Genomic DNA, 26,753 nt, shown 5'->3' with positions numbered 1-26,753 from the left:
GCCGGCCTTGGTCTTGCGTCAAAATCCGGAGCCGATTGGAAAAAAGCCGACAATCGCCTATTATCTAGTTTCGATCAGGTCGCATCAGATCGCTTTGCGGCGAAGCGGGATAATTGAAATGGACAGTGGGCAGGATAAGGGTGCCGTAAAGGACGGCAAGGTTGAAAAAAGCCGTCTGTCCCAGCTTTGCCGTCCTACAGGCATTTTCGGCGGCCTCTCCGGCAAGCTTCTCATTCTCACCGTCGTTTTCATTTCGTTGGCGGAAGTGCTGATCTTCGTGCCCTCTGTCGCCAACATGCGGCTGCGATGGCTGGAGGATCGGCTGAACACCGCCGCCGCCGCCGCCATCGTCATCGACGGCCTGCAGCCGGCTGAGTTGCCGCGTGCTCTGCAAAAGGAGACGCTGATGGCGACTGGCACGCGGGCCATCGTCCTGCGCAAGGACGGCACGTCGCGCCTGCTGGCGACGGCCGAGATGCCAGCCTCCGTCGATGAGAAATACGATCTCAGCGACGTGTCGCAGCTCACCGCCATCAAGGATGCGCTCGATACGCTGCTGTTCGGCGGCAATCGCATCATCCGCGTGTTCGGCCCCGTCGGCGGCGATGCCAACACCGGTATCGAGGTTGTGCTGAAGGATACACGTCTCCGCAATGCGATGCTTGCCTATTCGACCAGCGTCTTCTTCGTGTCCATTCTCATCTCGCTGTTCACCGCAACACTGATCTTCTTTGCGATCAACCGCATGATGATTCGTCCCATCCGCCGGCTGACGGACAGCATGCAGGCCTATTCCGATGATCCGGAGGATCCCGGCCGCGTTCTCGTTCCCGACAAGGGCGGCGATGAGCTTGCTGTTGCCGGACGCCATTTGGCCTCGATGCAATCGCAGCTGCAGAAGACGCTGAAGCAGCAGAAAAATCTTGCCGCCCTTGGCCTCGCCGTGTCGAAGATCAACCATGACATGCGCAATATTCTCTCGGCCGCGCAGCTGATGTCGGACCGCCTGGTCGATGTCGATGACCCGATGGTCAAGCGCTTCGCCCCGAAGCTGCTGCGCACCATCGATCGTGCCGTCGGCTATACGACCGAAGTTCTTTCCTTTGGCCAGACCTCCGAATCGGCGCCGCGCCGGCGCAAGATTCGCATATTCGAGCTTGTCGAGGAGGTCCGCGATATTCTGGCGATCGATCCGGATAGCGGCATCGAGTTCATCGAACAGCTCAGCCCCGACCTGGAGGTCGATGCCGACAGCGAGCAGCTGTTCCGCGTCATTCATAATCTTTGCCGCAACGCCCATCAGGCGCTGATCGCTTTCGGCGAGGCGGAGCCCGACAGCGTCAGGCGGATCACGGTTTCGGCGCATCGAATCGGCAGTGTCGTCAGCATTACCGTCGACGATACGGGGCCGGGCATGCCGCAAAAGGCGCGGGAGAACCTGTTCACGGCTTTCCGTGGTTCAGCCCGCTCGGGCGGCACCGGCCTTGGCCTGGCAATCGCCCGTGAACTCGTCCTTGCCCATGGCGGTACCATTGCGCTCGTCGAAAAACCGGCGGCCGGCACGCAGTTTCGCATCGAAATTCCCGACCGCCCGGTATCCCTCGATGACTACCGGAGCAGAAGCCTCCAAGAAAACTGATTGTTTTCAGCTGCTTGGCGTCAATATGCACGAAAATCGCGATCTTTTTCAGAAATCCACTTGCATTCCCTCAAGGGAGGCTTTAGAGAACCGCCCACGCCAACGGTTTCTTCCGTTTCGGCCACGCACCCGTAGCTCAGCTGGATAGAGCACCAGACTACGAATCTGGGGGTCAGGAGTTCGAATCTCTTCGGGTGCGCCATTTTTTCACTATTCCAGAACAAGCTTGGCATCTTCTTATCTAATGCGTATCGCGATCCTTGAGATTCGCTTCTCGCGCGTTGGGTCTTTGATATTGCGCAGTCGCTGCAGCAAAGCCGCCGAACACTTCTGCGCGACATGTCTTAGCTTCGACCTGCGCAAGCATTCGCAATAGCCTGTGATGTCCATGCCGCTGCGCGGTCAGCGATGTTGCGCCGCCTGAATATCTGCCTGCTTCTTTGCCTTAACGAATTCTGGGCTGTATGTCCTCCTTTGCCGCGATGGTCCGCAGGGCGGTGCGCAATATCTGATAGGCTTGCTCTCCCAACAGCTCACGATATTGCCGTTCGATCCCGTCGTTAAATTCGTGAACGATTTGCATCACCTGCCGCGCCTCCGGCCTGGCGGTGACGAGCTTGGCGCGCCTGTCCGTAGGAACCGGCACCCGCTTGACATAGCCAAGACGTTCCAGGTCATCGATCAGTTCGCCCATTGCGGCCTTGCCCATGCCCGCCCTTTCGGCAAGTAGGCTGGCTCTGGTTCCTTCTTCATCAATATTGGCAAAGACTGCGCCATGCTTCGGTCTGATGGCTGGATGACCGCGCTCGTGCAGTGTCTGGATGAGCGCCTGTGCGGAAGCCTGGTAGGCGTAGAGCAGAAGTGATTGCGTGTAGGGTGTTACCATATTTCCAAATAAGTCCGGTTGCCATATAGTATGGTATTCATACTAAAGGAGGGAGTGTGAGATGTCACTGCATCCGGACGTTGGACAGGCCGCGCAACAAATCGTTGATGCGTTCGTTGCCGCATGGAATAGCCACGATGCCAGCGCCTTTTCCGCGATATTTGCGCAAGACGCCGATTTCACGAACGTATTTGGAATGAAGGCAACGGGCCGATCATCGATCGAGCAGTTTCATAGGCCCATATTCGAGACGATGTTCAAGGACAGTCAGCTCAAAGCCACCAAAACCCAAATGCGTCCTATCCGCTCCGATGTTGCCGCACTCGACATTCACTGGAGCATGACGGGCGCGCGCGATCCGCAAGGGAATGAATGGCCTGAACGCCATGGGCTGATCAACATGGTGATCGTGCGCGAACACGATGTCTGGTCGATCGCCGTCATGCACAACATGGACCTGCCCGAGGACGGCAAAGCGGAAGCTCAGCGTAAGCTGCAGAGTTGACGCACTCTTCAGAACCCAGCGAAGCGGGCGTCCCTGCGAATAAGCATGGGGACGCCGGACTACTGCTTCCGTGGCCATATTGTGCGCAGCTCAGCTTGGGCGTGCCTTTTCCGGCCCATGCTCCATCTTCAGCGGCAATTCCGGCAGAAACAACAGCACGATCAGCGCCAGCGCCACGATGGCTGTTCCCGTTGCGAAGGTCATGGCGATCGCGTGACGATAGAGTGCTATCGCGGCGGCATGAGCCTCGGGAGAGACCGTAGCGAGCTGTTTCATGCCAGCCTCGGTCAAGGACGATACATGCATCCCATCCAGCGCGCCGCCAGCGTTCTGAACGCGATAGGCAAGGATGGCGCCGGAGCCGGTAACGCCGATAAGGCCGCCGAGCGAGCGGAAGAAGGCGAGCGTCGCCGTTCCCACGCCGCGATGGGCTAGGGGCAGGGCATTCTGCACCGCGATCGTCATTGTGGGCATGACGAGGCCAAGACCGAGGCCGAGTGCAAAGACCGTCGGCTCGATGATCCAGAAGCCCTGACTGGTGGCTGCAGCCCAGGCGAGTACGGCGAAGGCAGCGGTTGCGAGGCTGAGACCGCAGAGCTGCGCCGGCTTGTAGCGCCCGAAGCGATGCAGCAGCACCCGACCGTTGACCATGGAGGAGATGACTACGCCGATCATCAGCGGGCCGGTGAGCAGGCCGGAATGCGATGGGCTGACCCCCATGACCATCTGAAAGAACAGCGGAAAGAAGAGGCTTGCGCCCAGCATTCCCATGAAGGTCAGGGCGAGCACGGTGCAGGCGACGACGAACAGCCGGTTGCGGAAGAGATCGGGCGGCAGCACCGGCTCTGGTTCATGCCGGATATGCAGAATGAAAAAGACGAAGAGAACGAACGCAAGGGCGGAAAGCCCGAAAATCTCAGGCGAATTCCAGGACCATTCATTGCCGCCGAGGGCCAGCACCAGCAGGAAGCTGGTCGTGCAGCTGGTCAGCAGCGCCGCGCCGAGATAGTCGATGCGGCGGCTGCGCGCCTGATGCGGCCGCTTCAGTGCCCGGCCGATCATAACGAGCGCGACGGCGCCGATCGGCAGGTTGACGTAGAAGATCCAGTGCCATGACAGGAGATCGGTGATGACGCCACCGGCGATCGGGCCGATGACGCTGCAGATGGCGAAGACGGCTGCGATCGAACCTTGATTGCGGCCGCGTCTGGCTGGCGGCACGATATCGCCGATGATGATCTGGGCCAGCGGCAGCAATCCCCCGGCGCCGATACCCTGGATCGCCCGGAAGATGATGAGCTGCGGCAGCGTCTGCGCGATGCCGCTCAGCACCGAGCCGAGAAGGAAGATGAGGATCGCCGCATAGATCATCGGCTTCCGGCCATATTGGTCGCTGAGCTTGCCGTAGAGCGGCATGGTGCTGGTTGAGGCGAGCACATAGGCGCTGACCACCCAGGAGAGGTGCGTCAGCCCGCCGAGATCGCTGACGATACGCGGCAGCGCCGTCGCGACGATGCTCTGGTCTATGGCGCCGAGGCCGAGAACGATCATCAGTCCGAGGATCACGGCGCGAATCTCGCGACGATCGGGCGGGTCGCCTGCCGCCGGAGCGGATGGTGGGGCAACATTCGGGCGAGCGGTATTCATTGTCCGATCTCCATGAGCGGTTCGATTGCGGCACGAATGGCGTCACGCTGCTGCGGCGACAGTTTGGCGAGTTCGGAGGCGAGCCAGTCGGTTCTCCGCCGTTTCAGGCTGCGGATGATGTCCTCACCTTTCTCCGTCGCCACCAGACCATTGCGGCGCCGGTCGCTCGGGTCCGGTTCCGAACGGGCGATGAGGCCATCCCGCTCCATGGCTTTCACATGCCCTGAAATCGTCGGTCCGCGCAGCTTCTCCATCCGCGCCAATTCGGCAACGCCGATGCCCGGCTGGCGCATGATGGCGACGAGCAACAAGGCATGCAGCGGCGACAGTCCGGCCTCGTCGCTCTCGCGCCGCAATTGTCGATGCAGGCGATGGAGGGCAGGACGCAACACCTCGGCCAGCGCGTAGGCTTCCTCGATTCCGTGATGACGGTCGGCTTTGCTCATCGATAGACTCGTTCACATCTAGATAGATAGGCTTCCTATCTATATACCTATCGTGCGGCATGTACTTGCGCAAGCAATAATATTGTGAAAGATTTTCAATCATTGCGCGTTGTTCATCAGTATTACGACTCGATAGGAGGAGAAGAGCTGTGAAACGATTCCTGACAACCGTAACAGTGACTGCCCTGAGCGCCCTGCTTGCGGTAGTGTCTTTCGACCCCGCGGCCGCTGCACCGATTCAGCCGCTGATCCAGCCGGCAATCCAGCAGACCGACAATCAGCTCGCTGGCCTGACCGAAGTTCAATATCGCCACCACAACAGGCACTATCGCGGGCGTCACCGTCCGCATTATCGTCCTCACTACCGTCCGCATCATCGCCCGGGTTATTGGCATGGCCATCGCGGCTATCGCTATCACCGTCCGGGCTACCGGCGTCATGGTGGCTGGTGGTATCCGATGGCCGCCTTCACCGCCGGCGCGATCATTGGCGGAGCCGTTTCGCAGCCGCCGCGCGGCAGTGCGCATGTCCGCTGGTGTGCAAGCCGCTACAAGACCTATCGTGCGTCGGACAATACCTATCAGCCGACCAATGGTCCGCGCCGCCAGTGCGTCAGCCCGTAATACGAAATAGATCGAAATCCCTCTCCGTTTCGCGGAGAGGGATTTCTTTTCAGACCGTCGCGGGAAGGGTGTCTTCAACCGGTCAACTGTTCGGAGACGTCCCACAGCCGCCGCCAGATCGCCTGATCACGGGCATGAGCGGCAATCTTGGCACGCACCGGCGGACCTTTGAGCTCATAGAAACCGTTCGGGCCATACATGGCGCCGCCTTCCGCCGTAGGCGAGGTGGCCGCAAAGAGGGTCGGGAGGGCGCCGGCTGCTGCCGTATGCGATAGAAACGGCCCCAGCAATTTTGTCGCGATTTCGAGACCGCCGGCCCGATCACGGCCCATGCGCGGACCCGTGGTCTGCAGGCCGGTCGCGGCATAGCCGGGATGAGCGGCAACGCTTTTCAGCTTCCAGCCTTCGGCGCGGGCGATGCGATCGAGCTCCAGGCTGAACAGCAGCGTTGCCAGCTTCGATTGGCAATAGGCGGGCCAGGGACGATAGCGCTTGCGCCACTGCAGATCGTCGAAATTGATCCTGCCGCTGCGATGCGCCAGGCTGCTCACCGTGACCACTCGCGGATTTTCCGCAGCAGAAACCTTTGGCAACAGCCGCATCGTCCAGGCGAAATGGCCGATATAATTGGCGCCCATCTGCATTTCGAAACCATCTTCGGTCTCATGCCGGTCCGGGATGGCCATGACACCGGCATTGTTGATGAGCAGATCGATATGCGGCAGTCTATCGCCGATGCGGGTTGCCGTGCGCGCGACGGAATCGAGGCTGGCAAGATCAAGCGCTTCGAATGTCACGTCTGCGCCTGGTGTCGCCGCACGGATCTTGGCGAGTGCCTCATTGGCCCTGGCCTCGTTTCGTGAGGCGATGATGACCTTTGCGCCGGCGCCTGCCAGAGCCTTTGCTGCTTCGTAGCCGATACCGCTGTTGGCGCCGGTAATGACTGCGATGCGGCCCGTCTGCGGCGGAATATCTTTTATTGTCCAGTCTGGCATTGCGGAGCTCCTGTGAAGAGATTTTGGCATTGCCCATTGTATCTGGTAATTTCTACACTAAATGCAAGTTTGCAATAAATGAAAATATGTAAGTGCAAAATATGCGATGATGCTTGCATATCAATGGCTTTCGACGGTCTAATGGCGTGGCATGCCTTCGAATTGCCACGCTGTTCGGCCCTCATAAAATTATGTGACCGAAGATTGGATTTGCGGAATGACGACAAAGACCTCATGCGCTGATTTTGTGCAGTTCTTCCGCTCCTGGGTCAGCGATCCCCTGCGTGTTGCGGCTGTGGCGCCCTCCGGTGAGAGGCTGGCAAGGCTGATGACCCAGGAGATCGAGCCGTTCGATGGTCCGATCCTCGAACTTGGTCCGGGCACCGGCGTATTCACGCGGGCGCTGCTGGCGCGTGGCGTCCCCGAAAGTGCGCTGACACTCGTCGAATTCGGCGAGGAGTTCGCTGTTCGCCTGCGGGAGCGTTTTCCGGCGGCGCGGGTGGTGCATATGGATGCGGCGCAGCTCGGCCGATGCGGACTTTTCGATGACGCGCCTTTCGGCGCCGTCATCAGCGGCCTGCCGCTGCTGTCCATGCCGCCCTCCAAGGTCGTGGCCATTGTCGGTGGCGCCTTTGAAACGATGAAGCCGGGAGGGGCTTTCTATCAGTTCACCTACGGCCCGCGCTGTCCGGTGCAGAAACCGATCCTTGAAAGCCTGGGGCTTACGGCAAAGCGCATCGGCGGTACGGTGCGCAACATTCCGCCGGCGGGCGTCTACAGGATATCGCGGCAAAATCCTCTGGAGCTCTCGATTGCTGGCTCCAAATATCGTAGCACCGGAGAGAATGCCGGAATCAGCGCTTAGGCGCCGGAAGCCGGCAAGGCCGATTTGGGGCGGCCCGAAGTGAGTTCCGGGGGTAGCGGATGGCGAAAAAGCCGGATGTCGATAGCGCGGTGAAGGAAGGCCGGCGCGAACGCAAGCGTCGTCAAACCCGCGAACGCATCGAATCCGCCGCCTTGCGGCTGTTCCTCGAGCGTGGCTTCGAGGCCACCACCATCGAGGACATCACGGAAGCTGCCGATGTTTCCAAGCGCAGCTTCTTCGATTATTTCCCCAGCAAAGAAGATGTGGTCACCGCCTGGCAGGATGGTTTTGCCCGTGAGCTGATCGGCGCGGTCGCGGCGCAGCCCGAAGATGTTTCGATCGTCGACGTCATTGAGAGGGCTGTTAATTCTGCCCTTCGTGCTGCCATCGCCGATCCGCAGAGCCTTGCTCTGGCTGCCCTGATTCACAATACGCCGACGCTTCAAGCACGCGACCAACTCAAATATGCCAAGCTGGAGAAGAAGCTTGCGGATGCACTGTTTGCCCGTGGCAGCGGCAGCGAGGAGGAGCGTCTTCGTCTTGGCATGCTTGCGGCCGCGGTCGTGACGATGCTGCGCATCGGCAGCGAGCGCTGGATGCAATCTCCGCAGGATGTTTCCGTAGAGCAGTTCGCTCGTAACCTCTTCGATGAACTTTGGGCCACGCTTGCCGATCTCGGCAAACAGGTGCAACGGCGTACATGACTGCACCAGGCTAGACTAAGGGAAACCGCCCTGATCGGTCGCGACGCATCGCGTATCGATACATTGCATATGCCGCGATGCAGACCCATCTAGTATCGGATCGCGACTGTATCTCTCCCTCGCGAAACCCTCGATTTGCCCCTCGAATCTCGGCTCCCCTCGGATGCCGGAAACGCCAGCTACATTTCAGATCAGCAAAAGGGACTATAACCATGTCAGAATTCGACGCAGCCAAGTCCGGTCAGTTCAAGATCGGCGGTGACCTTCCCGTTCATCGTCTCGGTTTCGGCGCCATGCGCATTACCGGCGCCGGTATCTGGGGTGAGCCAGAGGATCATGACGAAGCCGTCCGTACGCTGAGGCGCCTGCCGGAACTCGGCATCAATTTCATCGATACGGCCGATTCCTATGGTCCGGATGTTTCCGAACGTCTGATCAAGGAGGCTCTCCATCCCTACGGTCATGGCCTCGTGGTCGCGACCAAAGGCGGTTTGACCCGAACCGGCCCGAATGTCTGGGTGCCCGTGGGTCGCCCTGAATATCTGATCCAGCAGGCGCACAAGAGCCTGCGCAACCTCGGCGTCGATCGCATCGATCTCTGGCAACTGCATCGCATCGATTCCAAGGTGCCGGCGGCGGAGCAATTCGACGCCGTGAAATCGTTGCTAAGTGACGGCATCATCCGTCATGCGGGCTTGAGCGAAGTCTCCGTTGCCGACATCGAAGCCGCATCGAAGCATTTCAAGGTCGTGACGGTGCAGAACCGTTACAATCTGGTCGATCGCACCAGCGAAGACGTGCTCGACTATTGCGAAAAGCACGGCATCGGCTTCATCCCGTGGTTCCCGCTGGCCGCCGGCGACCTCGCCAAGGAAGGCTCGCTGCTCGATACCATCGCGAAGAAGCACAATGCCGCTCCGAGCCAGATCGCACTTGCCTGGGTGCTGAAGCGCAGCCCCGTAATGCTGCCGATTCCTGGAACCGGCAAGGTCAAGCATCTTGAGGAAAATACCGCAGCGGTCGATATCGTTCTGTCCGACGAGGAGTTTGCTGCGCTCGATGCCGAGGGCAAGAAAGCCTTCAAGGCCGCATAAGCCGAAATTCGTTCGTCCGGTCGGCTGTTGCTGACCGGACAAGCGTCGGCGAGGGTGCTTTCCCATGCAGAAACGCCGATCACAATCATGTGAATCTGAGGATTTAGGTCGATAACGACTGCAAAATAGGCGTTGGAACCTCGGAAATGCCGTGGCTATGCGATATTTTTGGCATCTGCGGAGAAAGCAATGCGCTCATTGCATTGCTGCAATGCGAAAGATGATCTGTTCATGCTGTCGCGAGCATTATATCTACTCCCTCGAAGGCAGCGCACTCCTCCTCCCAGCGCTCCTTCAATGATTGGCAACACTCCTCCTCCTCCCAGTTGCCAATCCGGATCAAGAGCCCGATGCATCCTCCTCCCGCGTCGGGCTCTTTTTTTATCTTCTTCAGTGATTTTCCCGGATCTTTAAAGGCGTTGCGCCTTTGCAATGCTTCCGCGAATTAGCATCGCATCATGTGGTCAAGAACCGCTGGAGTCGCTTGCGCCGCAGGTATCCATGCGTAGAGTGGCGCGACGTTATGGCGGTAAGGAAGGGTTGCATGATGCAGCGCATGGCGGGTTCGGACGGATGGGGAAAGCTGTTTTTCCGAACTGTAGCTGTCGTTGCCACATTGTCGCTGGCCGGATGCGGCCGTCCCATCGGGGTTATGCAGCCCATCAGTGAAAACGTGCCTGGCACATCCAAGGTCGATCTCCTCGTCGCGACGACACGCCTGCCGGACAAGGACCCGGCCATTCTGTTTTCCGGCGAGCGCGGGCCGGGGCTCAAGGTGGATGCCGTCAGTGTTTCCATTCCGCCGGAGGCCAATCGCAAGGTCGGTCAGGTGCAGTGGCCGAGCCGTCTGCCAGGCGATCCGTTGAAGAATTTCGTCACGACGGCCGTCAAGCCTTTGGCGACGGAGGCGGACGGGCGAGCCTGGGTGCATGCGGAACTGCCGAAAAACAAGCGTGTGCTGATTTTCGTGCATGGCTTCAACAACCGCTACGAGGATGCCGTCTACCGCTTCGCGCAGATTGTTCACGATTCGCACGCCGACGTCGCGCCGATCGTGTTCACCTGGCCGTCGCGCGCCAGCATTTTCGATTATGCCTACGACAAGGAGAGCACCAACTATTCCCGCGACTCGCTTGAGGAATTGTTGCGTCGCGTTGCGGCCGATCCGGCTGTCGGCGACATCACCGTCATGGCGCATTCGATGGGCAGCTGGCTCGCGGTCGAATCGCTGCGGCAGATGGCGATCCGCAATGGCCGCGTCGCGCCGAAGATCAAGAACGTCATCCTGGCGTCGCCCGATCTCGACGTCGATGTCTTCGGAAGGCAGTTCGCGGCACTCGGCAAGGACAAGCCGCATTTCACGCTGTTCGTCTCGCGGGATGACCGCGCGCTTTCGCTGTCGCGGCGCATCTCCGGCAATATCGATCGCCTCGGCCAGATCGATCCGACGGCTGAACCCTATCGCAGCGAGCTGGAAAAACAGGGGATCACCGTGCTGGATCTCACCAAGCTCAAGACTGGCGATGGCCTCAATCACGGCAAGTTCGCCGAAAGCCCGGAAGTGGTGAAGCTGATCGGCGCGCGGCTGATTGAGGGCCAGACGATCACCGATTCCGATGTCGGCATCGGCGATGCCGTCGGCGCGGTCGCCATGGGTGCTGCCCAGACGGTCGGCAGTGTCGCAGGTGCTGCCGTCAGCGCTCCGATTGCCATTTTCGATCCTCGGACGCGGGCGAATTACGGCGAGCAATGGCGTCGCGTCGGTGCGTCGGCGAACAATACCGTCGGCTCGCTCGGCGATAGCGTCGAGGCGACCGGCAACAATGTCGGCGACGCATTGAAGCAATAGCGCTGTCGCGGCATGTCCCTCAGCGGAGGCGTTTCAGCGCCGCCGCAAAACGCCATAGCCACGCCGCTCGATCTGATATATCAGAGGGGTGTGCATGGCGCTCGCTCGGTTTACCCTCCAGAATGCCTGCGTTGGCGGCGACATGACGCAACACGTCCGATGGGAGCCTGTGAAATGAGATGGAAGCGCACAATCCAGCTGCTGGATGTCCACTGCGAAGGTGAAATCGGCAAGGTTGCCATCGGCGGCGTCCCAAAAATCCCCGGCAACAGCATTGCCGAGCAGCTGCATTGGCTGAACACGGATCCGAAGGGTCAGGAACTGCGGCGCTTCCTTGTGCTGGAGCCGCGCGGTGCGCCGATCGGCTCCGTCAACCTGCTGTTGCCGGCTAAGCATCCTGAAGCCGATGCCGGTTTCATCATCCTGCAGCCGGATCAGGCACATGCAAGCTCCGGCTCGAACTCCATCTGCGTGACCACCGCTTTGCTCGAATCCGGCATTGTCGAGATGAAGGAGCCTGAAACCGTCGTCACGCTCGATACGGCCGCCGGTCTCGTGCGCGCGACTGCGACCTGCCGCGACGGCCGCTGCGAAAAGGTGCGTCTGACTATGGTGCCGTCCTTTGTGCATGAGCTGGATGTCGAGCTTGAGACGCCGCAATGGGGCAGGATCAAGCTCGATCTCTGCTATGGCGGGATTTTCTATGCGCTTGTTGATGTCGGCCAGATCGGATTGAAGATCGAAAAGGCCAATGCAGCCGCCCTCGTGCAGGCCGGCATGATCCTCAAGGAAGCGATCAACCGGGCGATGACCGTGGTCCACCCGGAAATTCCCGCAATTTCCGGCGTCGCCTATGTCATGTTCCGCGATATCGACGCCGATGGCGCGATCCGCACCTGCACGACCATGTGGCCCGGCCGCGCCGACCGTTCGCCCTGCGGCACCGGCAATTCCGCCAATCTGGCGACGCTGCATGCCCGCGGCAAGGCCAAGGTCGGCGATGTCTTTAAATCCCGCTCGATCATCGGTTCGGAGTTCGAGGTAGGCCTGCTGGCGGAGACCGAAGTTGCCGGCAAGCCGGCCGTCATCCCGACCATCACCGGCCGCGGCTTCACCTTTGGCTTGAGCCAGGTGGCGCTCGATCCCTTCGACCCGATGGCGGAAGGTTTTGCCATGACGGATGTCTGGGGGCCTTCAGCTGGAGATATTTGAGGGTAGGCGGATGATTAGCTTCTGCCATCTATGAGAGTTTCGCCCCTCACCCTAACCCTCTCCCCGCAGGCGGGGAGAGGGGACTAGTCCTGTATCCTCGTCTGAGTAAAGTGTGGGAAGGAAGGCTGCGGTTGCGCCCATCTCCTTCTCCCCGCATGCGGGGAGAGGTGGCCGAAGGCCGGATGAGCGGCGGGCCTGCTATTTTGCTGGATAAATCACACCCTTGCGCAGAATGATATTCCCATAGAGCCGGGGCTCGCTGGTCTGGATCAGCGCATGTGCCTGCTTCACCCGCTCGTAGAATTCCGCCGGCAGTAGCGGCACGACATTCATATCTGGCACATGACGGGCACAGCACTCGATCATCTCCGCATGAACGGGGTCGACGGCATCGCGGTCCTGCTTGACGGTTGCCCGGAAAATCGCCTGCGGCACGAAATCGTCGATCGGCAGCACGCTTAGCACTGCATCGAGCACGGGAATGACGCCATGGCCGTCGAGGCGGATGAGGCGGCGTCCATGTTCGAGACCGGGATAATTGCCGTCGACAAGGGCGATCTCGTCGCCGTGGCCCATGGCGCGTAGCGTCGCCAGAAGTTCCGGGCTCAACAGCGGGTCAATGCCCTTCAGCATGCTCAATCTCCTTGAAAAGAACGTTTTGGTCGATGAGGTAGCGCGCGAAGATCGGCAGGCTGGCGCCGCCGATGGCGCGGGCCTGCGGCCCCACGGCGCCCTCGATGATCTCGGGCATGACGACACCTTGAAGATCCAGTTCCGCCGCTGCCTTGATGGTTGCGCGCACCACGCGTTCCCGCACCCAGCCGGGGAAGCCGCCATCGATGACGGCAGCGCTGAAATCAAGAACGGAGGCAGAGGCGACGATCGCCTGTGCCAGTGCCTTGGCCGTATCCTGGATCCAGATCTCCAGCGGCTCGCCGAAATCGATCCAATTATCCCCCGAATACCAGAGAGGGCGTGGATCGAAACCGTGATCCCGCAATAGGTTTTCCAGCACGAAGATCGAGGCGATTTCCAGAAGCTGCCGGTTCTCGCCGTTGCGGCCGCGCACGGGCAGAGGGCCGAGCGCGCCGGCCGTCCCGGTCCGGCCAACAAAGACGGATGAATTGAGGACGATGCCGCCGCCGATGAAGGAACCGATGAAGAAATAGACGAAATCAGGATAATGCGGGCCGACGCCGAAGACCAGCTCGGCACCGCAGGCGCTGGTGGCGTCGTTCTGCAGGAAGACAGGGTAAGCGACGCGCGAAGCGATTTCGGTTCTCAGATCGAAGCCGCGCCAGGCATCCATCGCACCGGGCGGGGCACCTACCTGCTCGGCCCAATTCCAGAGCTCGAAAGGTGCCGCGACGCCCATTCCGGCAATCTTGCGGCGCTGGTCATCATGGAGGCGTCCCTCCAATTCCCTGATGCCGGCCGTGACGAAGGCGATGATGTCTTGCGGCAGCGGATATGGGTAGGTCTGATGCAGCTGCATCCTGATACCGCCGACAAAATCCATCAGCACAAGGTCGGCGCTGCGCCGGCCGATCTTGACGCCGAAGGAGAGCACCGCATCCGGGTTGAGCCGCATGGGAATGGATGGCTGGCCGACACGGCCGCGCACCGGAGCATCGCGGGATAGCAGCCCGTCCTTCTCCAGCGCGCGCATGATGACGGAGACTGTCTGCGCCGAAAGCCCGCTGCGCCGCGCGATATCGGCCTTCGACAGCGCGCCGTGACGGCGAACGAGCGAAAGCACGAGCCGCTCGTTATGGGCGCGCACGCCAAGCTGGTTCGCGCCCCCGGAGGGGTCGAGAATCGCCGGTGTTGTGGGTGTGTCCTCCGGGTCCTGCACGAGAGACATGGGCCTGCTCCTTCCATCATGGCCATGCCTGATTTTTTTCAAGAATGCCACATCGAATTAATAATTCAATCCGATTTATTTATTGACAGCTGGAAATCTTTAGGTTCAGATATGGGGGTAGGAGATGCGCATATGGCCGTGGAGGAGGTCCACTGGAAATAATCCGACAGGCATGGCGCGTCTTCAAGCCGGGTTGAGGCCCGGGGCTGCCGGAAGGTCCGGCTTTTAAACATCGGGAGGATTGAATGAAGAAATCTGTTATTTCCGCCGCCGTCGCCGCCCTGGCGCTCGGCGTTGCTTTTGCCGCACCTGCGAAGGCTGCCGGCGTATCCGCCTGCCTCATCACCAAGACCGATACCAATCCCTTCTTCGTCAAGATGAAAGAGGGCGCGACCGCCAAGGCCAAGGAACTCGGCGTGACGCTGAAGTCCTATGCCGGCAAGATCGATGGCGATAGCGAAAGCCAGGTTGCTGCGATCGAGAGCTGCATCGCAGATGGCGCGAAGGGCATCCTGATCACCGCCTCCGACACCAAGGGCATCGTTCCCTCGGTCAAGAAGGCACGCGATGCCGGCCTGCTGGTCATCGCGCTCGACACTCCGCTTGAGCCGGCCGATGCGGCCGACGCCACCTTTGCCACGGACAATCTGCTTGCCGGCAAACTCGTTGGCCAGTGGGCCAAGGAAACGCTGGGCGACAAGGCCAAAGACGCCAAGATCGGCTTCCTCGATCTGACGCCGTCGCAGCCGTCGGTCGACGTTCTGCGCGACCAGGGCTTCATGATCGGCTTCGGCATCGACCCGAAGGATCCGAACAAGATCGGTGACGAAACCGATGCGCGCATCGTCGGCCATGACGTCACCAACGGTAACGAAGAGGGCGGCCGCAAGGCCATGGAAAACCTTCTGCAGAAGGATTCCAGCATCAACGTCATCCACACGATCAACGAGCCGGCTGCAACCGGCGCCTATCAGGCTTTGAAGGCCGTCGGCCTCGAAAAGCAGGTGCTGATCGTGTCGATCGACGGCGGTTGCCCGGGCGTCAAGTCGGTCAAGGATGGCGTAATCGGCGCGACTGCGCAGCAGTATCCGCTGATGATGGCGGCCCTCGGCGTCGAGGCGATCAAGAAGTTCGCCGACTCGGGTGAGAAGCCGAAGCCGACCGAAGGCAAGACCTTCTTCGACACTGGCGTTTCCCTGGTGACGGACAAGCCGGTCTCCGGTCTGAAGTCCATCGACACCAAGGAAGGTCTCAACAAGTGCTGGGGCTAAGCCCCTCACGAATGTGATATAGTCCCTTCAGAGCCGCGTCATGCGCCTCATGGCGCGGCTCTTTGACAGGGAGAAGACAATCGCAACAGTCACGTCGGTCGGGCTCAGATCCTGGCTGGCCCCCAACAGCCGGCGGTTTCCGCGCATGTGCGCGGTGGCGGAGGAATAATTATGTCCGGAGCACAGGAATTCGAACGTGTTCTCGACGGCAGCGACAAGAACGTCGCTTCGTTCGAGCACAACGATGTCTCTCTTTTGAAGCGCGTGCAGCACTTTCTGCATTCGACGCCGGCGGCGGTGCCGCTGATCGTCCTGGTGCTGGCGATCGTGATCTTTGGTATCGCGATTGGCGGGAGGTTCTTTTCCGCCTATACGCTGACGCTCATCCTGCAGCAGATCGCCATCGTCGGCATTCTCGGCGCGGCCCAGACGCTGGTCATCCTGACCGCCGGCATCGATCTCTCGATCGGCGTCATCATGGTCATCTCCTCGGTCGTCATGGGCAATGTCGCCGTGACATACGGCTTGCCGACACCTGTAGCAATCGTCGCCGGCCTGGTCGTGGGCGGCATCTGCGGGCTGCTCAACGGCTTCCTTGTCGCCAATATGAAGCTGCCGCCGTTCATCGTGACGCTTGGCACGTGGAATATCGTCATGGCGACGAACTTCATCTATTCGGCCAATGAAACCATCCGCGACACCGATGTCGATGAAAAGGCGCCGCTGCTGCATCTTTTCGCAGCGAGCTTCCGCGTCGGCGGTGCCGTGCTCACCCTCGGCGTCATCGCCATGGTGCTCCTCGTCATCGGCCTCTGGTATGTCCTCAATCACACCGCCTGGGGCAGGCATGTCTATGCCGTCGGCGACGATCCGGAAGCGGCGAAACTCGCCGGTATCCAGACCAAGAAAGTGCTTCTTGCCGTCTATGGCGTCTCGGGATTGATCGCAGCGCTTGCCGCCTGGGTCTCCATCGGCCGCAACGGGTCGGTCTCGCCGTCTTCCGCGGTGACCGATTTCAATCTTCAGGCAATCACAGCAACCGTGATCGGCGGCATCTCGCTCTTCGGCGGCCGCGGCTCGATCCTCGGCACGCTCTTCGGCGCCATGATCGTCGGTGTCGTTTCCATGGGCCTCAACATGCTCGGCGCCGATCCGCAGTGGAAGGTGCTCCTGACGGGCGTGCTCATCATCGGCGCCGTCGCGATCGATCAATGGATCAGAAAGGTATCGGCATGACCACGACCGTCGAACCCATCCTCACTGCCCGCGGTCTCGTGAAGCGCTATGGCCGCGTGACCGCCCTCGACAATGCCGATTTCGACCTCTATCCCGGCGAGATCCTTGCCGTGATCGGCGATAACGGCGCCGGCAAGTCCTCGCTGATCAAGGCGATCTCCGGCGCAGTCACCCCCGATGAGGGCGAGATCAAGCTGGAAGGCAAGCCCGTTCACTTCCGCTCGCCCATGGAGGCGCGGGAGGCCGGCATCGAAACGGTCTACCAGAACCTGGCTCTGTCGCCGGCGCTCTCGATCGCCGACAACATGTTCCTAGGCCGCGAAGTGCGCAGGCCGGGCATTCTCGGCTCCGTGTTCCGGATGCTCGACCGCCCGGCTATGGAAAAGCGCGCCCGCGACAAGCTCTCTGAGCTCGGTCTGATGACGATCCAGAACATTAACCAGGCGGTGGAAACGCTATCCGGCGGCCAGCGGCAGGGTGTCGCCGTGGCGCGTGCCGCCGCCTTCGGCTCCAAGGTCGTCATCATGGACGAACCGACGGCCGCCCTTGGCGTCAAGGAAAGCCGCAAGGTTCTCGAACTCATCCTCGACGTACGCGCCCGCGGCTTGCCGATCGTCCTGATCTCGCACAATATGCCGCATGTCTTCGAGGTTGCGGATCGTATTCACATCCATCGCCTGGGACGGCGCCTGACCGTCATCAATCCCAAGGATTATTCCATGTCCGATGCTGTTGCTTTCATGACCGGCGCCAAAGCTCCGCCGGTCGAGAATGTTGCTGCATGAGCGTCTCTCTTGACGATGTTGCCGGCGAGATCATCGCGCGCGCCGGCAACAGGAAACGATTCCTGGTCGCGATTGCCGGCCCTCCCGGTGCCGGCAAGTCCACCCTGGCCGACAATGTTGCCAAGGTCTTGAAGGCGAGAGGCGAGAGCGCCGAAGTCCTGCCGATGGACGGCTTTCATATGGACAATGCCGTCCTGATCGAGAAGGGACTTTTGAAACGGAAGGGTGTGCCTGACAGTTTCGACGTGCGCGCCTTCCTCGATATCGTCAAGGCCGTGCGTGCCGCCGATCAGGAGGTCCTCGTGCCGGTCTTCGACCGTTCGCGGGAGATTGCGATCGCCTCTGCCCGCATCGTCTCGGCCGATCATCGCTTCATCGTCATCGAGGGGAATTATCTGCTGTTCAGCCAGGGAAAATGGGCTGAGCTGGAAGGCATGTTCGATTATTCGATCATGCTCGCCCCACCGATGGAAGTGCTGGAAGAGCGGCTATGGGCACGCTGGCGGGGCTACAAGCTCGATGAGGAGGCCGCTCATGCCAAGGTCTATGGCAACGACCTGCCGAATGGCCGGCTGATTCTGGAGAACCGCCGCCCGGCCGACGTCACCATCGACATCGTGCAGGATTGACCATCTATCATTTAAGCGCCGTCGCGGATTGTTTTGCGGGGGCGTATGGTGCTATCGAAGCGCGATATCAAAGAGCACGATCCCGAAGAAGCCGAGACGGTTTCCTGACGAGATTGCGCTCACATTTCCAGAGGTCGCGCCCATGCAAAAGCTCACCATCCGCCGTCCTGACGACTGGCATCTGCATTTGCGTGACGGAGCCATGCTGGAGGGTGTGATTGCTGATACCTCCAAACATTTCGCCCGCGCCATCATCATGCCCAATCTCGTGCCGCCGGTCGTGACCACGGCGGATGCGACTGCCTATCGCGAGCGCATCCTAAAGGCATTGCCGACGGGTGATCGGTTCGAACCGCTCATGACGCTTTATCTTACCGAGCATACCAGCCCCGACGACGTCGAAGAGGGCAAGAAGAGCGGCCTTATCACCGCCGTCAAACTCTATCCGGCCGGCGCGACGACCAATTCGCATGGCGGCGTGCGCGATCTGAACAAGGCAATGCCGGTGCTGGAGCGCATGGCAAAGATCGGTCTGCCGCTCTGCGTTCATGGCGAGGTCACGACGCCGGAGGTGGATATTTTCGATCGCGAGGCAGTGTTCATCGAAACCGTGCTCGATCCCTTGCGCCAGCGCTTGCCGGAACTGAAGGTCACGATGGAGCATGTGACCACGTCAGATGGCATCAACTACATCAAATCGGCAAAGGCCAACCTCGCCGGCTCGATCACGACGCATCACCTGATCATCAACCGCAACGCCATCCTCGTCGGCGGCATCCGTCCACATTATTATTGCCTGCCGGTCGCCAAGCGCGAAAGCCATCGCCTGGCGCTGCGTGCGGCCGCAACCAGCGGCGATACCCGGTTCTTCCTCGGCACGGATTCGGCTCCGCATGTCGATCCGCTGAAGGAATGCGCCTGTGGCTGCGCCGGCATTTATACATCGATCAACACCATGAGCTGTCTTGCCCATGTCTTCGAGCAGGAAGGCGCGCTGGACAGGCTCGAAGCCTTTGCTTCGCTGAACGGCCCAACCTGGTACGGCCTGCCGGTCAACGAGGACAGTATTACCCTCGTGCGCCGGCCCGAGGCTGTAACCTTCCCGGCAAAGATCGAAACTGGCGCCGGTCCGGTCACCGTCTTCGACCCGATGTTCCCTTTGCACTGGGACGTCGAGATTTAATTTCAGATTAATCTACATAAGTAAATATAAACATATAAGACGTATTGCGACACTTCATTGGTGTATGCCGGGATTTGAAACGTATATTTTGTTGAAATACATTTTCTTTATTATTTGCCGTAACTAATTTGATACCCCTGACGGCCTAGCGTGGCAGCAATCCCCTGCGGTAGAAACCAAACCGTTGAAAGAGCATGATGCTGGTCGATTACAACTCGCTTCTTCTGGCCCTCGGCGTTTCCGCCTCATGCCTGGCGGTCACGTTGGTCGGAAGCTGGTTTTCGCGTCGGCCCGATACCTTCCTCCTGACGTGTTCTGCCGGTCTTGTGCCTATCGTCGGTGGCATCTTCACCTATGGCGCCTATGTTGACCATCCCAGGCCGATTTTCGCCATTTTGACGTTCGTCTTATTCTTCCTCGGCTTCGCGACGATATGGGTGGCGGGTTATCAGTTTCGCAAGGGTCGCCTTTCCAAGATCCGCTTTGCCCTTGGTTGCTTGTCTGGCATGACAGTATCGATCGGACCGATGCTTGTCGGTTACGACGGTCTGGCTTTCATCGCTGATAATCTTGTCATCTGCGTGCTGCTGCTTCTGACGGCGCGCGAATATTGGCTCAGCCGGCGCGAGGCGCCGACGCCGCTTTACGGCATTACGGCGCTTTACACGCTGACGGCGATTTCCTTTGCCTTATGCGCGGCCGTGCTGATTGCCGATGGTAAGCTCGTGCTCGGTCATGCGCCGGATAACTGGGCGGAGGATGTCAGCCTCGCCGTCTGCATCGCCGGAATGACCGGGATCGGGGCTCTATCCCTCGCTTTGCACCAGTGGCGCCAAGCAGCATTTCATCGTCAGGAGGCGATCACCGATGCCCTGACCGGGCTGCTCAATCGCCGCGCGCTGTTCGATCTCTACGGCCGCCGGTCCTTCGGTCCCTCGATGGCTGTCATCATTTTCGATATAGACCGCTTCAAGACGATCAACGATCAACATGGCCATGCTGCCGGCGATCTTGTGCTTAAGCTTTTCGCGGAGGAGCTCTCCTTCGGCCTGCGGTCGTCCGACACTGTGGCCCGCCTCGGCGGCGAGGAGTTCGCGCTCGTGCTTGACAATATGCTGCCGGGCCGGGCCGAGCAGGTCGCCGAGCGGGTGCGCGATGCCTTTGCAGCACGGGCGATCAGCATCGAAGACAAATCTCTCGCCTGCACCGTCAGTGCCGGTATCGCGACCGGCACTGCCAAAGGGCTCGGCTTCGACGATGTGTTACGTGCCGCCGACAAGGCGCTTTACGAAGCAAAACGAAACGGCCGCAACCGTGTGGAGGTCGCGGCCTATCTGCGGGCTGTCTAGCCGGTCGCTTTGGCTGGTGCCCGATCGTTTCCAGGTTTTCAGAACATGGCCTTCACGAAGGCGCATGCGGCGAGCAGCGAGGCGACCGTGCGCACATGGTTCCATCGCATCCAGTCGCTGAGATAGGTCGACCAAAATTGTACCGCCTCGGCTGAATGGCCATCGATCTTGTCGAGCGCGTCGTTCAGCGGCACGTTGAATACCATGGTCGAAAGAAAGCTCGCGACGATATAGAGCGCGGCGCCCGTCAGCATCATCACGCTCACGCTGCCCCGCCAATGGATGATGGCCATAACGGCGATGAAGACTGACAGCGCTGCCGTCAGCAGGAACAGCACGATGAAGGGCGAACGCACGATCGTAACGTTGATTGATTGCATGGCAGCAATCCCTTGATCGACCGGAAGGCGGGCGAGGGACTGCATAACAAACGTCGAGAAGGCGAAATAGACGCCGGCGAGAAGACCGCTGCTGAGCGCGGCGATGATGAGAGCGATATTCATGATCGGAAAGGTCATGACTGGATACTCCAGATGCCGGTTGCGGCGGTTTCACGGGCGTAATCGGAAAAATCTTTAGGCTGCCTGCCGAGAATCTGCCTTATGCCGTGCATGACAGGTGAATTGCGGCCGTCAAGAACCTGCGTGAAAAGCTCACGCAGGAGGTCGGTGGTTTCCTGTGGCAGGCCGTAGGCAGTCATCTCGGCGATGAAGGCGTCGATCGGAACCGTTTCGTATTCGATGGTCCTGTCCGAAGCCGTCGCGATTTCGGAAACCGCCTGGCGGAAGGTTAAAGCGCGGGGTCCCGTCAGTTCGTAGGTTTGGTTGCGGTGACGCGGATCGATAAGACATTCGACGGCCGCATCCGCTATGTCGTCTGCGTCGATGAAAGGCTCAGGGACATCGCCGGCCGGTAGAGCGAGCTTGCCCTGCAAGAGGCCGTCCACGAAGGCGCCCTCACTGAAATTCTGGTTGAACCAGCTGGCGCGCAGCACCGTATAGCCGATGCCGGTGGCCTTGAGTTTTTCCTCGCTGCGAACGGCTCCGTCTTCACCACGCCCGGAAAGCAGCACGATGTGTTCCACACCAGCCTCGATAGCGGCTTTTGCCAGAGCGCCGATGGTTTCTGCCGCCCGATCGACCGAAAGGTCCGGCTGGAACGTGACGTAAGCGGCAGAAGCGCCTTCCAGTGCCTGCCGCCATGTGCTGCGGTCCTGCCAATCGAAGCGTGGTGTCGTTGAGCGGGAGGCTGCGCGAGCCGTGATGCCGCGCTCTTTCAGCCGCTCGGCGACCCGGCCGCCGGTTTTTCCCAATCCACCGATGATGGCAATTGTCGAGATCTGCATTTCAAGCTCCTCCAGCGCAAAACGTGATAAATTCTCTCATTTGCGAAATGTGATAAACTCTCTTATATTGCCTGTCAACAGGCACAGGCGGGGAATGGTATGGCGCGGGAACTGATCGCGAGACGCAGGCGCAGCAAGGATGAGGCGGGCACACCACGACGCATACCCAGCCAGCAGCGCGGCCGCGAGCGCGTCGACCTCATCCTTTCGGTGGCATCCGAGCTGATTGCGAAAAACGGCAGCGATGCGCTACGCATGGGCGAGATCGTCGAAAAGGCAGGCGTCTCCTTCGGTTCGCTCTACCAATATTTCCCCGACAAGACGGCGATCATCCGCGTGCTGGCTGAGCGCTTCAACGAGCAGGGCAGGCAATGCGTCGAGGATGAGTTGGCGACGATCAAGAGCCGCGATCAGCTCCAATCCGCTCTTGGCCGCATTGTCGATGGCTACTACGCCATGTTTCTCAATGAGCCGGTCATGCGCGACATCTGGCATGCCACTCAGGCCGACAAGCTGCTGCAGAAGGTCGATGCTGAAGACATGGAATGGCATTCGCAGGCGTTTCTGACCGTCCTAAAACGCCTATGGCCGGAGCGCGACGATTCCGAACTTGCAAGAACGGCCCGATTGACCATGCAGCTCGTCGCGGCCGCGGTGCGCTATGCGATTTCGATCGAAAGAGAAGAAGGCGATAAGGTCATCGAGCTGTTCAAGGCCATGCTTCTTGCCGATCTTGGTATACTGCGCTGATTGCTTCGGCTCGCCCTGCGGGCGCCAGCCGAGAGGATATTGGCAAAAGCTTTCATACGTCTGGAAACTCGGGCCGCTTGCTGCTATTGCCGCTGGAACATTAGCGCTCGCGAAGGAGGCCTCGTATGACCCAGATGATATTCACCGATCGCACTGTCATGGCCGAGCTGATGGCCAGGATGCTTTGGGAGATCAAGGCGGTCCACTTCAATGCCGACAAGCCCTACAAATTCGCGTCCGGCATGGCGAGTCCTGTCTATATCGATTGCCGCAAGCTGATTTCCTATCCGCGCATCCGCTCGACAGTCATGGATTTCGCCGCAAGCCTCATCGTTCGCAATGTCGGCTTCGAGCAGTTCGATTGCGTCGCCGGCGGCGAGACGGCGGGCATCCCCTTTGCCGCCTTCCTCGCCGAGCGCCTGAACCTGCCGATGATCTATGTGCGCAAGCAGCCGAAGGGCCATGGCCGCAACGCGCAGATCGAAGGCGACATGAAGGACGGCGCGCGCGTGCTCGTCATCGAGGATCTGACGACGGCTGGCGGCAGCATGTTCACCTTCATCGATGCGATCCGCGCAGCCGGCGGCATTGTCGATCATGGCATGGCGCTGTTCTATTACGGCATCTTCCCCGAGGCGGTCGAACGCTTTGCCAACCGGAAAGTCAGCCTGCAATACATCACGACCTGGCGCGAAGTGCTCGCCGTCGCCAAGGAGCAGAAGCTGTTCGACGACAAGACGCTGGAAGAAGTCGAGGCCTTTCTCAATGCGCCGCTCGCCTGGTCCGGCTGGAATGGCGGCATTTCGGAGCTGCCGACAAACTGACACTTTGCTTTTGCATTGAATCTATCTAATCGATTTATGTAACTGGATAAGACAGACGCGCTCTTTGGGAGGCCGGAATGATATTGTGCTGTGGCGAAGCTTTGATCGATATGCTGCCGCGGGATACGACGCTGGGTGAGAAGGGCTTCGCCCCTTACGCCGGCGGCGCGATCTTCAACACTGCGATCGCGCTTGGTCGTCTCGGCATTCCCACGGGCTTCTTCACCGGCATTGCCGATGACATGATGGGCGAAATCCTGCGCGACACGTTGTCGGCCGCCAAGGTGGATTTCAGCTATTGCGCCATCACGCCGCGTCCAAGCACGATTGCTTTCGTCAAGCTCGTCAATGGTCAGGCGACCTATGCCTTCTACGATGAAGGCACGGCTGGCCGCATGATCACCGAGGCGGATCTCCCGACGCTCGGTACTGATTGCGAAGCTCTGCATTTCGGTGCGATCAGCCTCATCCCCGATCCCTGCGGCGCGACCTATGAGGCGCTGATGAAGCGCGAGCACCAGAGCCGCGTCATCTCGCTAGATCCGAACATTCGTCCGGGCTTCATCAAGGACAAGGCGGCTCATATGGGTCGCATCAGCCGGATGGCTGCCATGTCCGACATTCTCAAATTCTCCGATGAGGATCTGGAATGGTTCGGTATTGCTGGCAATCACGACGAACTCGCCGCCCATTGGCTGAACCAGGGCGCCAAGCTCGTCGTCATCACCAAGGGTGCCGAAGGCGCAACCGGCTATACGAAGTCGCTGAAGGTCTCGGTGCCGAGCGAGCGCGTCACGGTCGTCGATACGGTCGGGGCGGGTGATACCTTCGATGCCGGCATCCTGGCATCGCTGAAGATGAACAATCTGCTGACCAAGGCGCAGGTGGCATCGCTGAACGAGAAGGCGTTGCAGGATGCGCTTGCTCTGGGCGCCAAGGCTGCGGCGGTGACTGTGTCGCGCGCGGGTGCAAATCCGCCCTGGGCACATGAGATCGGGCTGTAATCGTTTATCGGCTTTCGGAAGCGGGGAGAGTGCTGCACCCCCTCTGTCACTGTCGTGACATCTCCCCCACAAGGGGGGAGATCGGTAATTCGCGGCGCTTCATCACCTCAAGCTGATATCGAACCGACTGCGCTTGCTTTGTTTGCGGAGCGCGCGGCAAACTCCCAATGATCTCCCCCCTTGTGGGGGAGATGTCAGCGAAGCTGACAGAGGGGGGTACTTTCACGACATATTCGGATAGAGCGTTCAGCCAGCAAAACCCTCCCCTTGAGGGGAGGGTCGACACGTCATGCCGAGGTGGGGTGATCCTTTGGTCGTTCCGATGCGGAGAGCTCAATCACCCCCACCCGTCGCCTTGCGGCGACCTCCCCCGTCAAGGAGGAGGTGGATAATCAGCTTACTTCGCGCGGCTTGCGAGCGCTGCCACCAGCCCTTGCGTCGAGGAATCGTGGCCGGCGGCGCTTTCCTTGCCTTCGATGACCGGAAGCAGGCCTGTTGCCAGTTCCTTGCCGAGCTCGACGCCCCATTGGTCGAAGGAGTTGATGCGGAAGAGCACGCCCTCGACGAAGACGCGATGTTCGTAAAGCGCGATCAGGCGGCCGAGCGCAAAGGGCGTCAGCTTGTCATAGACGAAGGTGATCGACGGGCGGTTGCCGGTGAAGACGCGGTGCGGCGCGATGAAATCAGCCTTCTTGTCGTCCATGCCCTTGGAGGTGAGCTGAGCCTTGGCTTCCTCGAAGGTGCGGCCCTTCATCAGCGCTTCCGACTGTGCCAGGCAGTTGGCCATCAGCAGGTCGTGCTGGTGGCGCAGCTCCGGCTCGAAGCCGTTGGCGGCGATCATGAATTCGGCCGGGATGATGCTCGTACCCTGATGGATGAGCTGATAGAAGGCGTGCTGGCCGTTGGTGCCGGGCTCGCCCCAGACGACCGGGCCGGAATTGCCTTCGACCGGCGTGCCGTCGATGGTGACACCCTTGCCGTTCGATTCCATATCCAGCTGCTGCAGATAGGCCGGGAAGCGCGAGAGACGCTGGTCATAGGGCAGGATCGCACGCGTCGGATAGCCGAGCACGTTGCGGTGATAGAAGCCGATAAGGCCGAGCAGCATCGGCAGGTTTTCCTTGAATGGCGCCTGGCGGAAATGGTTGTCCATCGCATGCGCGCCATCGAGGAATTTGCCGAAGTTTTCCGGGCCGATCGCGATCATCAGCGGCAGGCCGATCGCCGACCAGATCGAATAGCGGCCGCCAACCCAATCCCAGAAGCCAAAGACGCGTTCACTGTCGATACCGAAGGCGGCGACCTTATCGAGCGCCGTCGAAACGGCGGCGAAGTGATGCTGCACGGCAGCTTCGCCGAGCGCGTCGGCGATGAACTTGCGCGCCGTCTGGGCGTTCGTCATCGTCTCGATGGTCGTGAAGGTCTTCGAAGCAACGATGAAGAGCGTCGTTTCCGGCTTAACGAGCTTCAGGATATCGGCGATATGGGCGCCATCGATATTCGAGATGAAGTGCGAACGCGGGCCGTCGTGGTAGGGGGCGAGCGCCAGCGTTGCCATGACCGGCCCGAGATCGGAGCCGCCGATGCCGATATTGATGACATCGGTGATCGCCTTGCCCGTGGAGCCCTTGAGTGCGCCAGAGCGGATGCCGTCGGCAAACTTGCCCATGGCGGCCAGAACAGCATTGACGTCGGGCATGACATCCTTGCCGTCGACGAGCACCGGCTTGTTCGAGCGGTTGCGCAGCGCAGTGTGCAGAACGGCGCGATTTTCGGTGAAGTTGATCGCGACGCCGGAAAACATTTCCTCGCGCTTGGCGGCAACGCCGCCCTCGGCTGCGAGCTTCTCGAGCAGGGCGAGGATATCGTCGTTAACAGCCGTCTTGGAGTAATCCATCAACAGATCGTCGAACGAGGCGCTGAAGCGGGAAAAGCGTTTCGGATCGGCGGCGAAGGCGGCGCGAATATCCGTGGCCTTCGTTGCCGATGCGGTGCTCTTCAGTTGGTCGACGAGGGCGTTCATGGGAGGCTCCTTGCGGTTCGCGCTG

At 60.2% G+C, this 26,753-nt stretch carries 26 protein-coding genes and 1 tRNA gene; 18 read left to right on the top strand and 9 right to left on the bottom strand.

From position 1 onward, the window contains the following. Positions 1-118: 118 nt before the first annotated feature. Together FBZ99_RS12960 and FBZ99_RS12955 are read left to right on the top strand one after the other, a co-directional pair. Positions 119-1,639 carry a sensor histidine kinase gene (locus FBZ99_RS12960; protein ID WP_113390017.1) on the top strand — a complete coding sequence of 507 codons (1,521 nt, stop codon included), beginning with the start codon at positions 119-121 and terminating at the stop codon, positions 1,637-1,639. Positions 1,640-1,764: 125 nt separating this feature from the next. Continuing rightward, positions 1,765-1,841: transfer RNA gene (locus tag FBZ99_RS12955), tRNA-Arg, on the top strand. A gap of 243 nt (positions 1,842-2,084) precedes the next feature. Here FBZ99_RS12955 and FBZ99_RS12950 read toward each other — a convergent pair. Further along, a complete protein-coding gene (locus tag FBZ99_RS12950; RefSeq protein WP_113330024.1) occupies positions 2,085-2,525 on the bottom strand; it encodes a MarR family winged helix-turn-helix transcriptional regulator in 441 nt (146 codons plus the stop codon). Positions 2,526-2,586: 61 nt separating this feature from the next. On the opposite strand from FBZ99_RS12950, the gene FBZ99_RS12945 reads away from it, so the two are divergent. Continuing rightward, complete coding sequence (locus tag FBZ99_RS12945; protein WP_113330025.1) at positions 2,587-3,030, top strand: SgcJ/EcaC family oxidoreductase; 444 nt, start codon at positions 2,587-2,589, stop codon at positions 3,028-3,030. Positions 3,031-3,120: 90 nt separating this feature from the next. Here FBZ99_RS12945 and FBZ99_RS12940 read toward each other — a convergent pair whose 3' ends face one another. Together FBZ99_RS12940 and FBZ99_RS12935 are read right to left on the bottom strand one after the other, a co-directional pair. Next, on the bottom strand, positions 3,121-4,677 hold the full coding sequence (locus tag FBZ99_RS12940; RefSeq protein ID WP_113390018.1) for an MDR family MFS transporter: 1,557 nt from the start codon (positions 4,675-4,677) through the stop codon (positions 3,121-3,123). Continuing rightward, a complete protein-coding gene (locus FBZ99_RS12935; protein ID WP_113330027.1) occupies positions 4,674-5,123 on the bottom strand; it encodes a MarR family winged helix-turn-helix transcriptional regulator in 450 nt (149 codons plus the stop codon). The genes FBZ99_RS12940 and FBZ99_RS12935 overlap by 4 nt, the downstream gene beginning before the upstream one ends. A gap of 290 nt (positions 5,124-5,413) precedes the next feature. Between FBZ99_RS12935 and FBZ99_RS12930 the strand changes: the two genes are divergently transcribed. Further along, on the top strand, positions 5,414-5,746 hold the full coding sequence (locus FBZ99_RS12930; RefSeq protein ID WP_233788615.1) for a BA14K family protein: 333 nt from the start codon (positions 5,414-5,416) through the stop codon (positions 5,744-5,746). Positions 5,747-5,820: 74 nt separating this feature from the next. Here the strand turns inward: FBZ99_RS12930 and FBZ99_RS12925 are convergent, their stop codons facing one another. Then, positions 5,821-6,741 carry an oxidoreductase gene (locus tag FBZ99_RS12925; protein WP_145633474.1) on the bottom strand — a complete coding sequence of 307 codons (921 nt, stop codon included), beginning with the start codon at positions 6,739-6,741 and terminating at the stop codon, positions 5,821-5,823. Positions 6,742-6,958: 217 nt separating this feature from the next. Between FBZ99_RS12925 and FBZ99_RS12920 the strand changes: the two genes are divergently transcribed. The 5 genes from FBZ99_RS12920 to FBZ99_RS12895 all read left to right on the top strand — a co-directional run bounded on the left by FBZ99_RS12920 (position 6,959) and on the right by FBZ99_RS12895 (position 12,465). Further along, the gene (locus FBZ99_RS12920) at positions 6,959-7,606 is read left to right on the top strand and encodes a class I SAM-dependent methyltransferase (protein ID WP_113390021.1); all 648 of its coding nucleotides are present in this window, start codon (positions 6,959-6,961) and stop codon (positions 7,604-7,606) included. A 59-nt stretch (positions 7,607-7,665) separates the two neighbouring features. Continuing rightward, positions 7,666-8,310, top strand: a complete 645-nt coding sequence (locus FBZ99_RS12915) for a TetR family transcriptional regulator (RefSeq protein WP_145633471.1) — start codon at positions 7,666-7,668, stop codon at positions 8,308-8,310. Positions 8,311-8,522: 212 nt separating this feature from the next. Then, positions 8,523-9,404 (top strand): aldo/keto reductase, encoded by an 882-nt coding sequence (locus FBZ99_RS12910; protein WP_113330032.1) that lies wholly within the window; start codon positions 8,523-8,525, stop codon positions 9,402-9,404. Positions 9,405-9,960: 556 nt separating this feature from the next. Beyond that, the gene (locus FBZ99_RS12900) at positions 9,961-11,253 is read left to right on the top strand and encodes an alpha/beta hydrolase (protein ID WP_442966483.1); all 1,293 of its coding nucleotides are present in this window, start codon (positions 9,961-9,963) and stop codon (positions 11,251-11,253) included. Between the two features lie 174 nt (positions 11,254-11,427). Continuing rightward, the gene (locus FBZ99_RS12895; protein ID WP_145322336.1) at positions 11,428-12,465 is read left to right on the top strand and encodes a 4-hydroxyproline epimerase; all 1,038 of its coding nucleotides are present in this window, start codon (positions 11,428-11,430) and stop codon (positions 12,463-12,465) included. 198 nt (positions 12,466-12,663) lie between these two features. Here the strand turns inward: FBZ99_RS12895 and FBZ99_RS12890 are convergent, their stop codons facing one another. Together FBZ99_RS12890 and FBZ99_RS12885 are read right to left on the bottom strand one after the other, a co-directional pair. Continuing rightward, complete coding sequence (locus FBZ99_RS12890; RefSeq protein WP_113331990.1) at positions 12,664-13,098, bottom strand: RbsD/FucU family protein; 435 nt, start codon at positions 13,096-13,098, stop codon at positions 12,664-12,666. Next, positions 13,082-14,329 (bottom strand): ROK family transcriptional regulator, encoded by a 1,248-nt coding sequence (locus FBZ99_RS12885; RefSeq protein ID WP_145633462.1) that lies wholly within the window; start codon positions 14,327-14,329, stop codon positions 13,082-13,084. Before FBZ99_RS12885 ends, FBZ99_RS12890 begins: the two co-directional genes overlap by 17 nt. Before the next feature lie 245 nt (positions 14,330-14,574). Here FBZ99_RS12885 and FBZ99_RS12880 point away from each other — a divergent pair, with 245 nt between their 5' ends. From FBZ99_RS12880 to FBZ99_RS12855, 6 genes are all read left to right on the top strand, one after another. Further along, a complete protein-coding gene (locus tag FBZ99_RS12880; protein WP_113331992.1) occupies positions 14,575-15,600 on the top strand; it encodes a sugar ABC transporter substrate-binding protein in 1,026 nt (341 codons plus the stop codon). 171 nt (positions 15,601-15,771) lie between these two features. Beyond that, complete coding sequence (locus tag FBZ99_RS12875) at positions 15,772-16,836, top strand: ABC transporter permease (RefSeq protein ID WP_113331993.1); 1,065 nt, start codon at positions 15,772-15,774, stop codon at positions 16,834-16,836. Next, positions 16,812-17,621 carry an ATP-binding cassette domain-containing protein gene (locus FBZ99_RS12870; RefSeq protein ID WP_173002500.1) on the top strand — a complete coding sequence of 270 codons (810 nt, stop codon included), beginning with the start codon at positions 16,812-16,814 and terminating at the stop codon, positions 17,619-17,621. Before FBZ99_RS12875 ends, FBZ99_RS12870 begins: the two co-directional genes overlap by 25 nt. Further along, on the top strand, positions 17,618-18,250 hold the full coding sequence (locus tag FBZ99_RS12865; protein ID WP_113351280.1) for a nucleoside triphosphate hydrolase: 633 nt from the start codon (positions 17,618-17,620) through the stop codon (positions 18,248-18,250). Before FBZ99_RS12870 ends, FBZ99_RS12865 begins: the two co-directional genes overlap by 4 nt. Positions 18,251-18,392: 142 nt before the next feature. Then, a complete protein-coding gene (gene pyrC / locus FBZ99_RS12860; RefSeq protein WP_113390028.1) occupies positions 18,393-19,433 on the top strand; it encodes a dihydroorotase in 1,041 nt (346 codons plus the stop codon). A 197-nt stretch (positions 19,434-19,630) separates the two neighbouring features. Then, entirely contained in the window at positions 19,631-20,782 is a 1,152-nt protein-coding gene (locus FBZ99_RS12855; RefSeq protein ID WP_113332086.1) for a GGDEF domain-containing protein, read from the top strand. A gap of 38 nt (positions 20,783-20,820) precedes the next feature. On the opposite strand, the gene FBZ99_RS12850 is transcribed toward FBZ99_RS12855, so the two are convergent. Together FBZ99_RS12850 and FBZ99_RS12845 are read right to left on the bottom strand one after the other, a co-directional pair. Then, on the bottom strand, positions 20,821-21,300 hold the full coding sequence (locus tag FBZ99_RS12850) for an anthrone oxygenase family protein (protein ID WP_442966480.1): 480 nt from the start codon (positions 21,298-21,300) through the stop codon (positions 20,821-20,823). Continuing rightward, a complete protein-coding gene (locus FBZ99_RS12845; protein WP_145633459.1) occupies positions 21,297-22,127 on the bottom strand; it encodes an NmrA family NAD(P)-binding protein in 831 nt (276 codons plus the stop codon). The genes FBZ99_RS12850 and FBZ99_RS12845 overlap by 4 nt, the downstream gene beginning before the upstream one ends. Positions 22,128-22,226: 99 nt before the next feature. On the opposite strand from FBZ99_RS12845, the gene FBZ99_RS12840 reads away from it, so the two are divergent. From FBZ99_RS12840 to FBZ99_RS12830, 3 genes are all read left to right on the top strand, one after another. Next, positions 22,227-22,877 carry a TetR/AcrR family transcriptional regulator gene (locus tag FBZ99_RS12840; protein ID WP_145322344.1) on the top strand — a complete coding sequence of 217 codons (651 nt, stop codon included), beginning with the start codon at positions 22,227-22,229 and terminating at the stop codon, positions 22,875-22,877. 125 nt (positions 22,878-23,002) lie between these two features. Beyond that, positions 23,003-23,701 carry an orotate phosphoribosyltransferase gene (locus FBZ99_RS12835; protein ID WP_095433858.1) on the top strand — a complete coding sequence of 233 codons (699 nt, stop codon included), beginning with the start codon at positions 23,003-23,005 and terminating at the stop codon, positions 23,699-23,701. A gap of 77 nt (positions 23,702-23,778) precedes the next feature. Further along, complete coding sequence (locus FBZ99_RS12830) at positions 23,779-24,705, top strand: carbohydrate kinase family protein (RefSeq protein ID WP_113332000.1); 927 nt, start codon at positions 23,779-23,781, stop codon at positions 24,703-24,705. Positions 24,706-25,102: 397 nt separating this feature from the next. Here the strand turns inward: FBZ99_RS12830 and pgi are convergent, their stop codons facing one another. Further along, positions 25,103-26,728 carry a glucose-6-phosphate isomerase gene (gene pgi, locus FBZ99_RS12825; protein ID WP_095433860.1) on the bottom strand — a complete coding sequence of 542 codons (1,626 nt, stop codon included), beginning with the start codon at positions 26,726-26,728 and terminating at the stop codon, positions 25,103-25,105. Positions 26,729-26,753 lie beyond the last annotated feature (25 nt).

The sequence above is a fragment of the Rhizobium sp. ERR 1071 genome, from assembly GCF_007828675.1.
GTDB lineage: Bacteria > Pseudomonadota > Alphaproteobacteria > Rhizobiales > Rhizobiaceae > Rhizobium > Rhizobium dioscoreae.
This window is presented reverse-complemented; position numbering and strand designations above follow the sequence as displayed.

Bases quoted from the DNA above. Each gene is read 5' to 3' on its own strand.
- FBZ99_RS12845 (WP_145633459.1), bottom strand. From the start codon at position 22,127: ATGCAGATCTCGACAATTGCCATCATCGGTGGATTGGGAAAAACCGGC.
- FBZ99_RS12830 (WP_113332000.1), top strand. From the start codon at position 23,779: ATGATATTGTGCTGTGGCGAAGCTTTGATCGATATGCTGCCGCGGGAT.
- FBZ99_RS12940 (WP_113390018.1), bottom strand. From the start codon at position 4,677: ATGAATACCGCTCGCCCGAATGTTGCCCCACCATCCGCTCCGGCGGCA.
- FBZ99_RS12935 (WP_113330027.1), bottom strand. From the start codon at position 5,123: ATGAGCAAAGCCGACCGTCATCACGGAATCGAGGAAGCCTACGCGCTG.
- FBZ99_RS12925 (WP_145633474.1), bottom strand. From the start codon at position 6,741: ATGCCAGACTGGACAATAAAAGATATTCCGCCGCAGACGGGCCGCATC.
- FBZ99_RS12900 (WP_442966483.1), top strand. From the start codon at position 9,961: ATGGCGGGTTCGGACGGATGGGGAAAGCTGTTTTTCCGAACTGTAGCT.
- FBZ99_RS12840 (WP_145322344.1), top strand. From the start codon at position 22,227: ATGGCGCGGGAACTGATCGCGAGACGCAGGCGCAGCAAGGATGAGGCG.
- FBZ99_RS12880 (WP_113331992.1), top strand. From the start codon at position 14,575: ATGAAGAAATCTGTTATTTCCGCCGCCGTCGCCGCCCTGGCGCTCGGC.
- FBZ99_RS12885 (WP_145633462.1), bottom strand. From the start codon at position 14,329: ATGTCTCTCGTGCAGGACCCGGAGGACACACCCACAACACCGGCGATT.
- FBZ99_RS12890 (WP_113331990.1), bottom strand. From the start codon at position 13,098: ATGCTGAAGGGCATTGACCCGCTGTTGAGCCCGGAACTTCTGGCGACG.
- FBZ99_RS12960 (WP_113390017.1), top strand. From the start codon at position 119: ATGGACAGTGGGCAGGATAAGGGTGCCGTAAAGGACGGCAAGGTTGAA.
- FBZ99_RS12865 (WP_113351280.1), top strand. From the start codon at position 17,618: ATGAGCGTCTCTCTTGACGATGTTGCCGGCGAGATCATCGCGCGCGCC.
- FBZ99_RS12915 (WP_145633471.1), top strand. From the start codon at position 7,666: ATGGCGAAAAAGCCGGATGTCGATAGCGCGGTGAAGGAAGGCCGGCGC.
- FBZ99_RS12875 (WP_113331993.1), top strand. From the start codon at position 15,772: ATGTCCGGAGCACAGGAATTCGAACGTGTTCTCGACGGCAGCGACAAG.
- FBZ99_RS12835 (WP_095433858.1), top strand. From the start codon at position 23,003: ATGACCCAGATGATATTCACCGATCGCACTGTCATGGCCGAGCTGATG.
- pyrC (WP_113390028.1), top strand. From the start codon at position 18,393: ATGCAAAAGCTCACCATCCGCCGTCCTGACGACTGGCATCTGCATTTG.
- FBZ99_RS12950 (WP_113330024.1), bottom strand. From the start codon at position 2,525: ATGGTAACACCCTACACGCAATCACTTCTGCTCTACGCCTACCAGGCT.
- FBZ99_RS12870 (WP_173002500.1), top strand. From the start codon at position 16,812: ATGGATCAGAAAGGTATCGGCATGACCACGACCGTCGAACCCATCCTC.
- FBZ99_RS12945 (WP_113330025.1), top strand. From the start codon at position 2,587: ATGTCACTGCATCCGGACGTTGGACAGGCCGCGCAACAAATCGTTGAT.
- FBZ99_RS12895 (WP_145322336.1), top strand. From the start codon at position 11,428: ATGAGATGGAAGCGCACAATCCAGCTGCTGGATGTCCACTGCGAAGGT.
- FBZ99_RS12855 (WP_113332086.1), top strand. From the start codon at position 19,631: ATGCTGGTCGATTACAACTCGCTTCTTCTGGCCCTCGGCGTTTCCGCC.
- FBZ99_RS12850 (WP_442966480.1), bottom strand. From the start codon at position 21,300: ATGACCTTTCCGATCATGAATATCGCTCTCATCATCGCCGCGCTCAGC.
- pgi (WP_095433860.1), bottom strand. From the start codon at position 26,728: ATGAACGCCCTCGTCGACCAACTGAAGAGCACCGCATCGGCAACGAAG.
- FBZ99_RS12920 (WP_113390021.1), top strand. From the start codon at position 6,959: ATGACGACAAAGACCTCATGCGCTGATTTTGTGCAGTTCTTCCGCTCC.
- FBZ99_RS12910 (WP_113330032.1), top strand. From the start codon at position 8,523: ATGTCAGAATTCGACGCAGCCAAGTCCGGTCAGTTCAAGATCGGCGGT.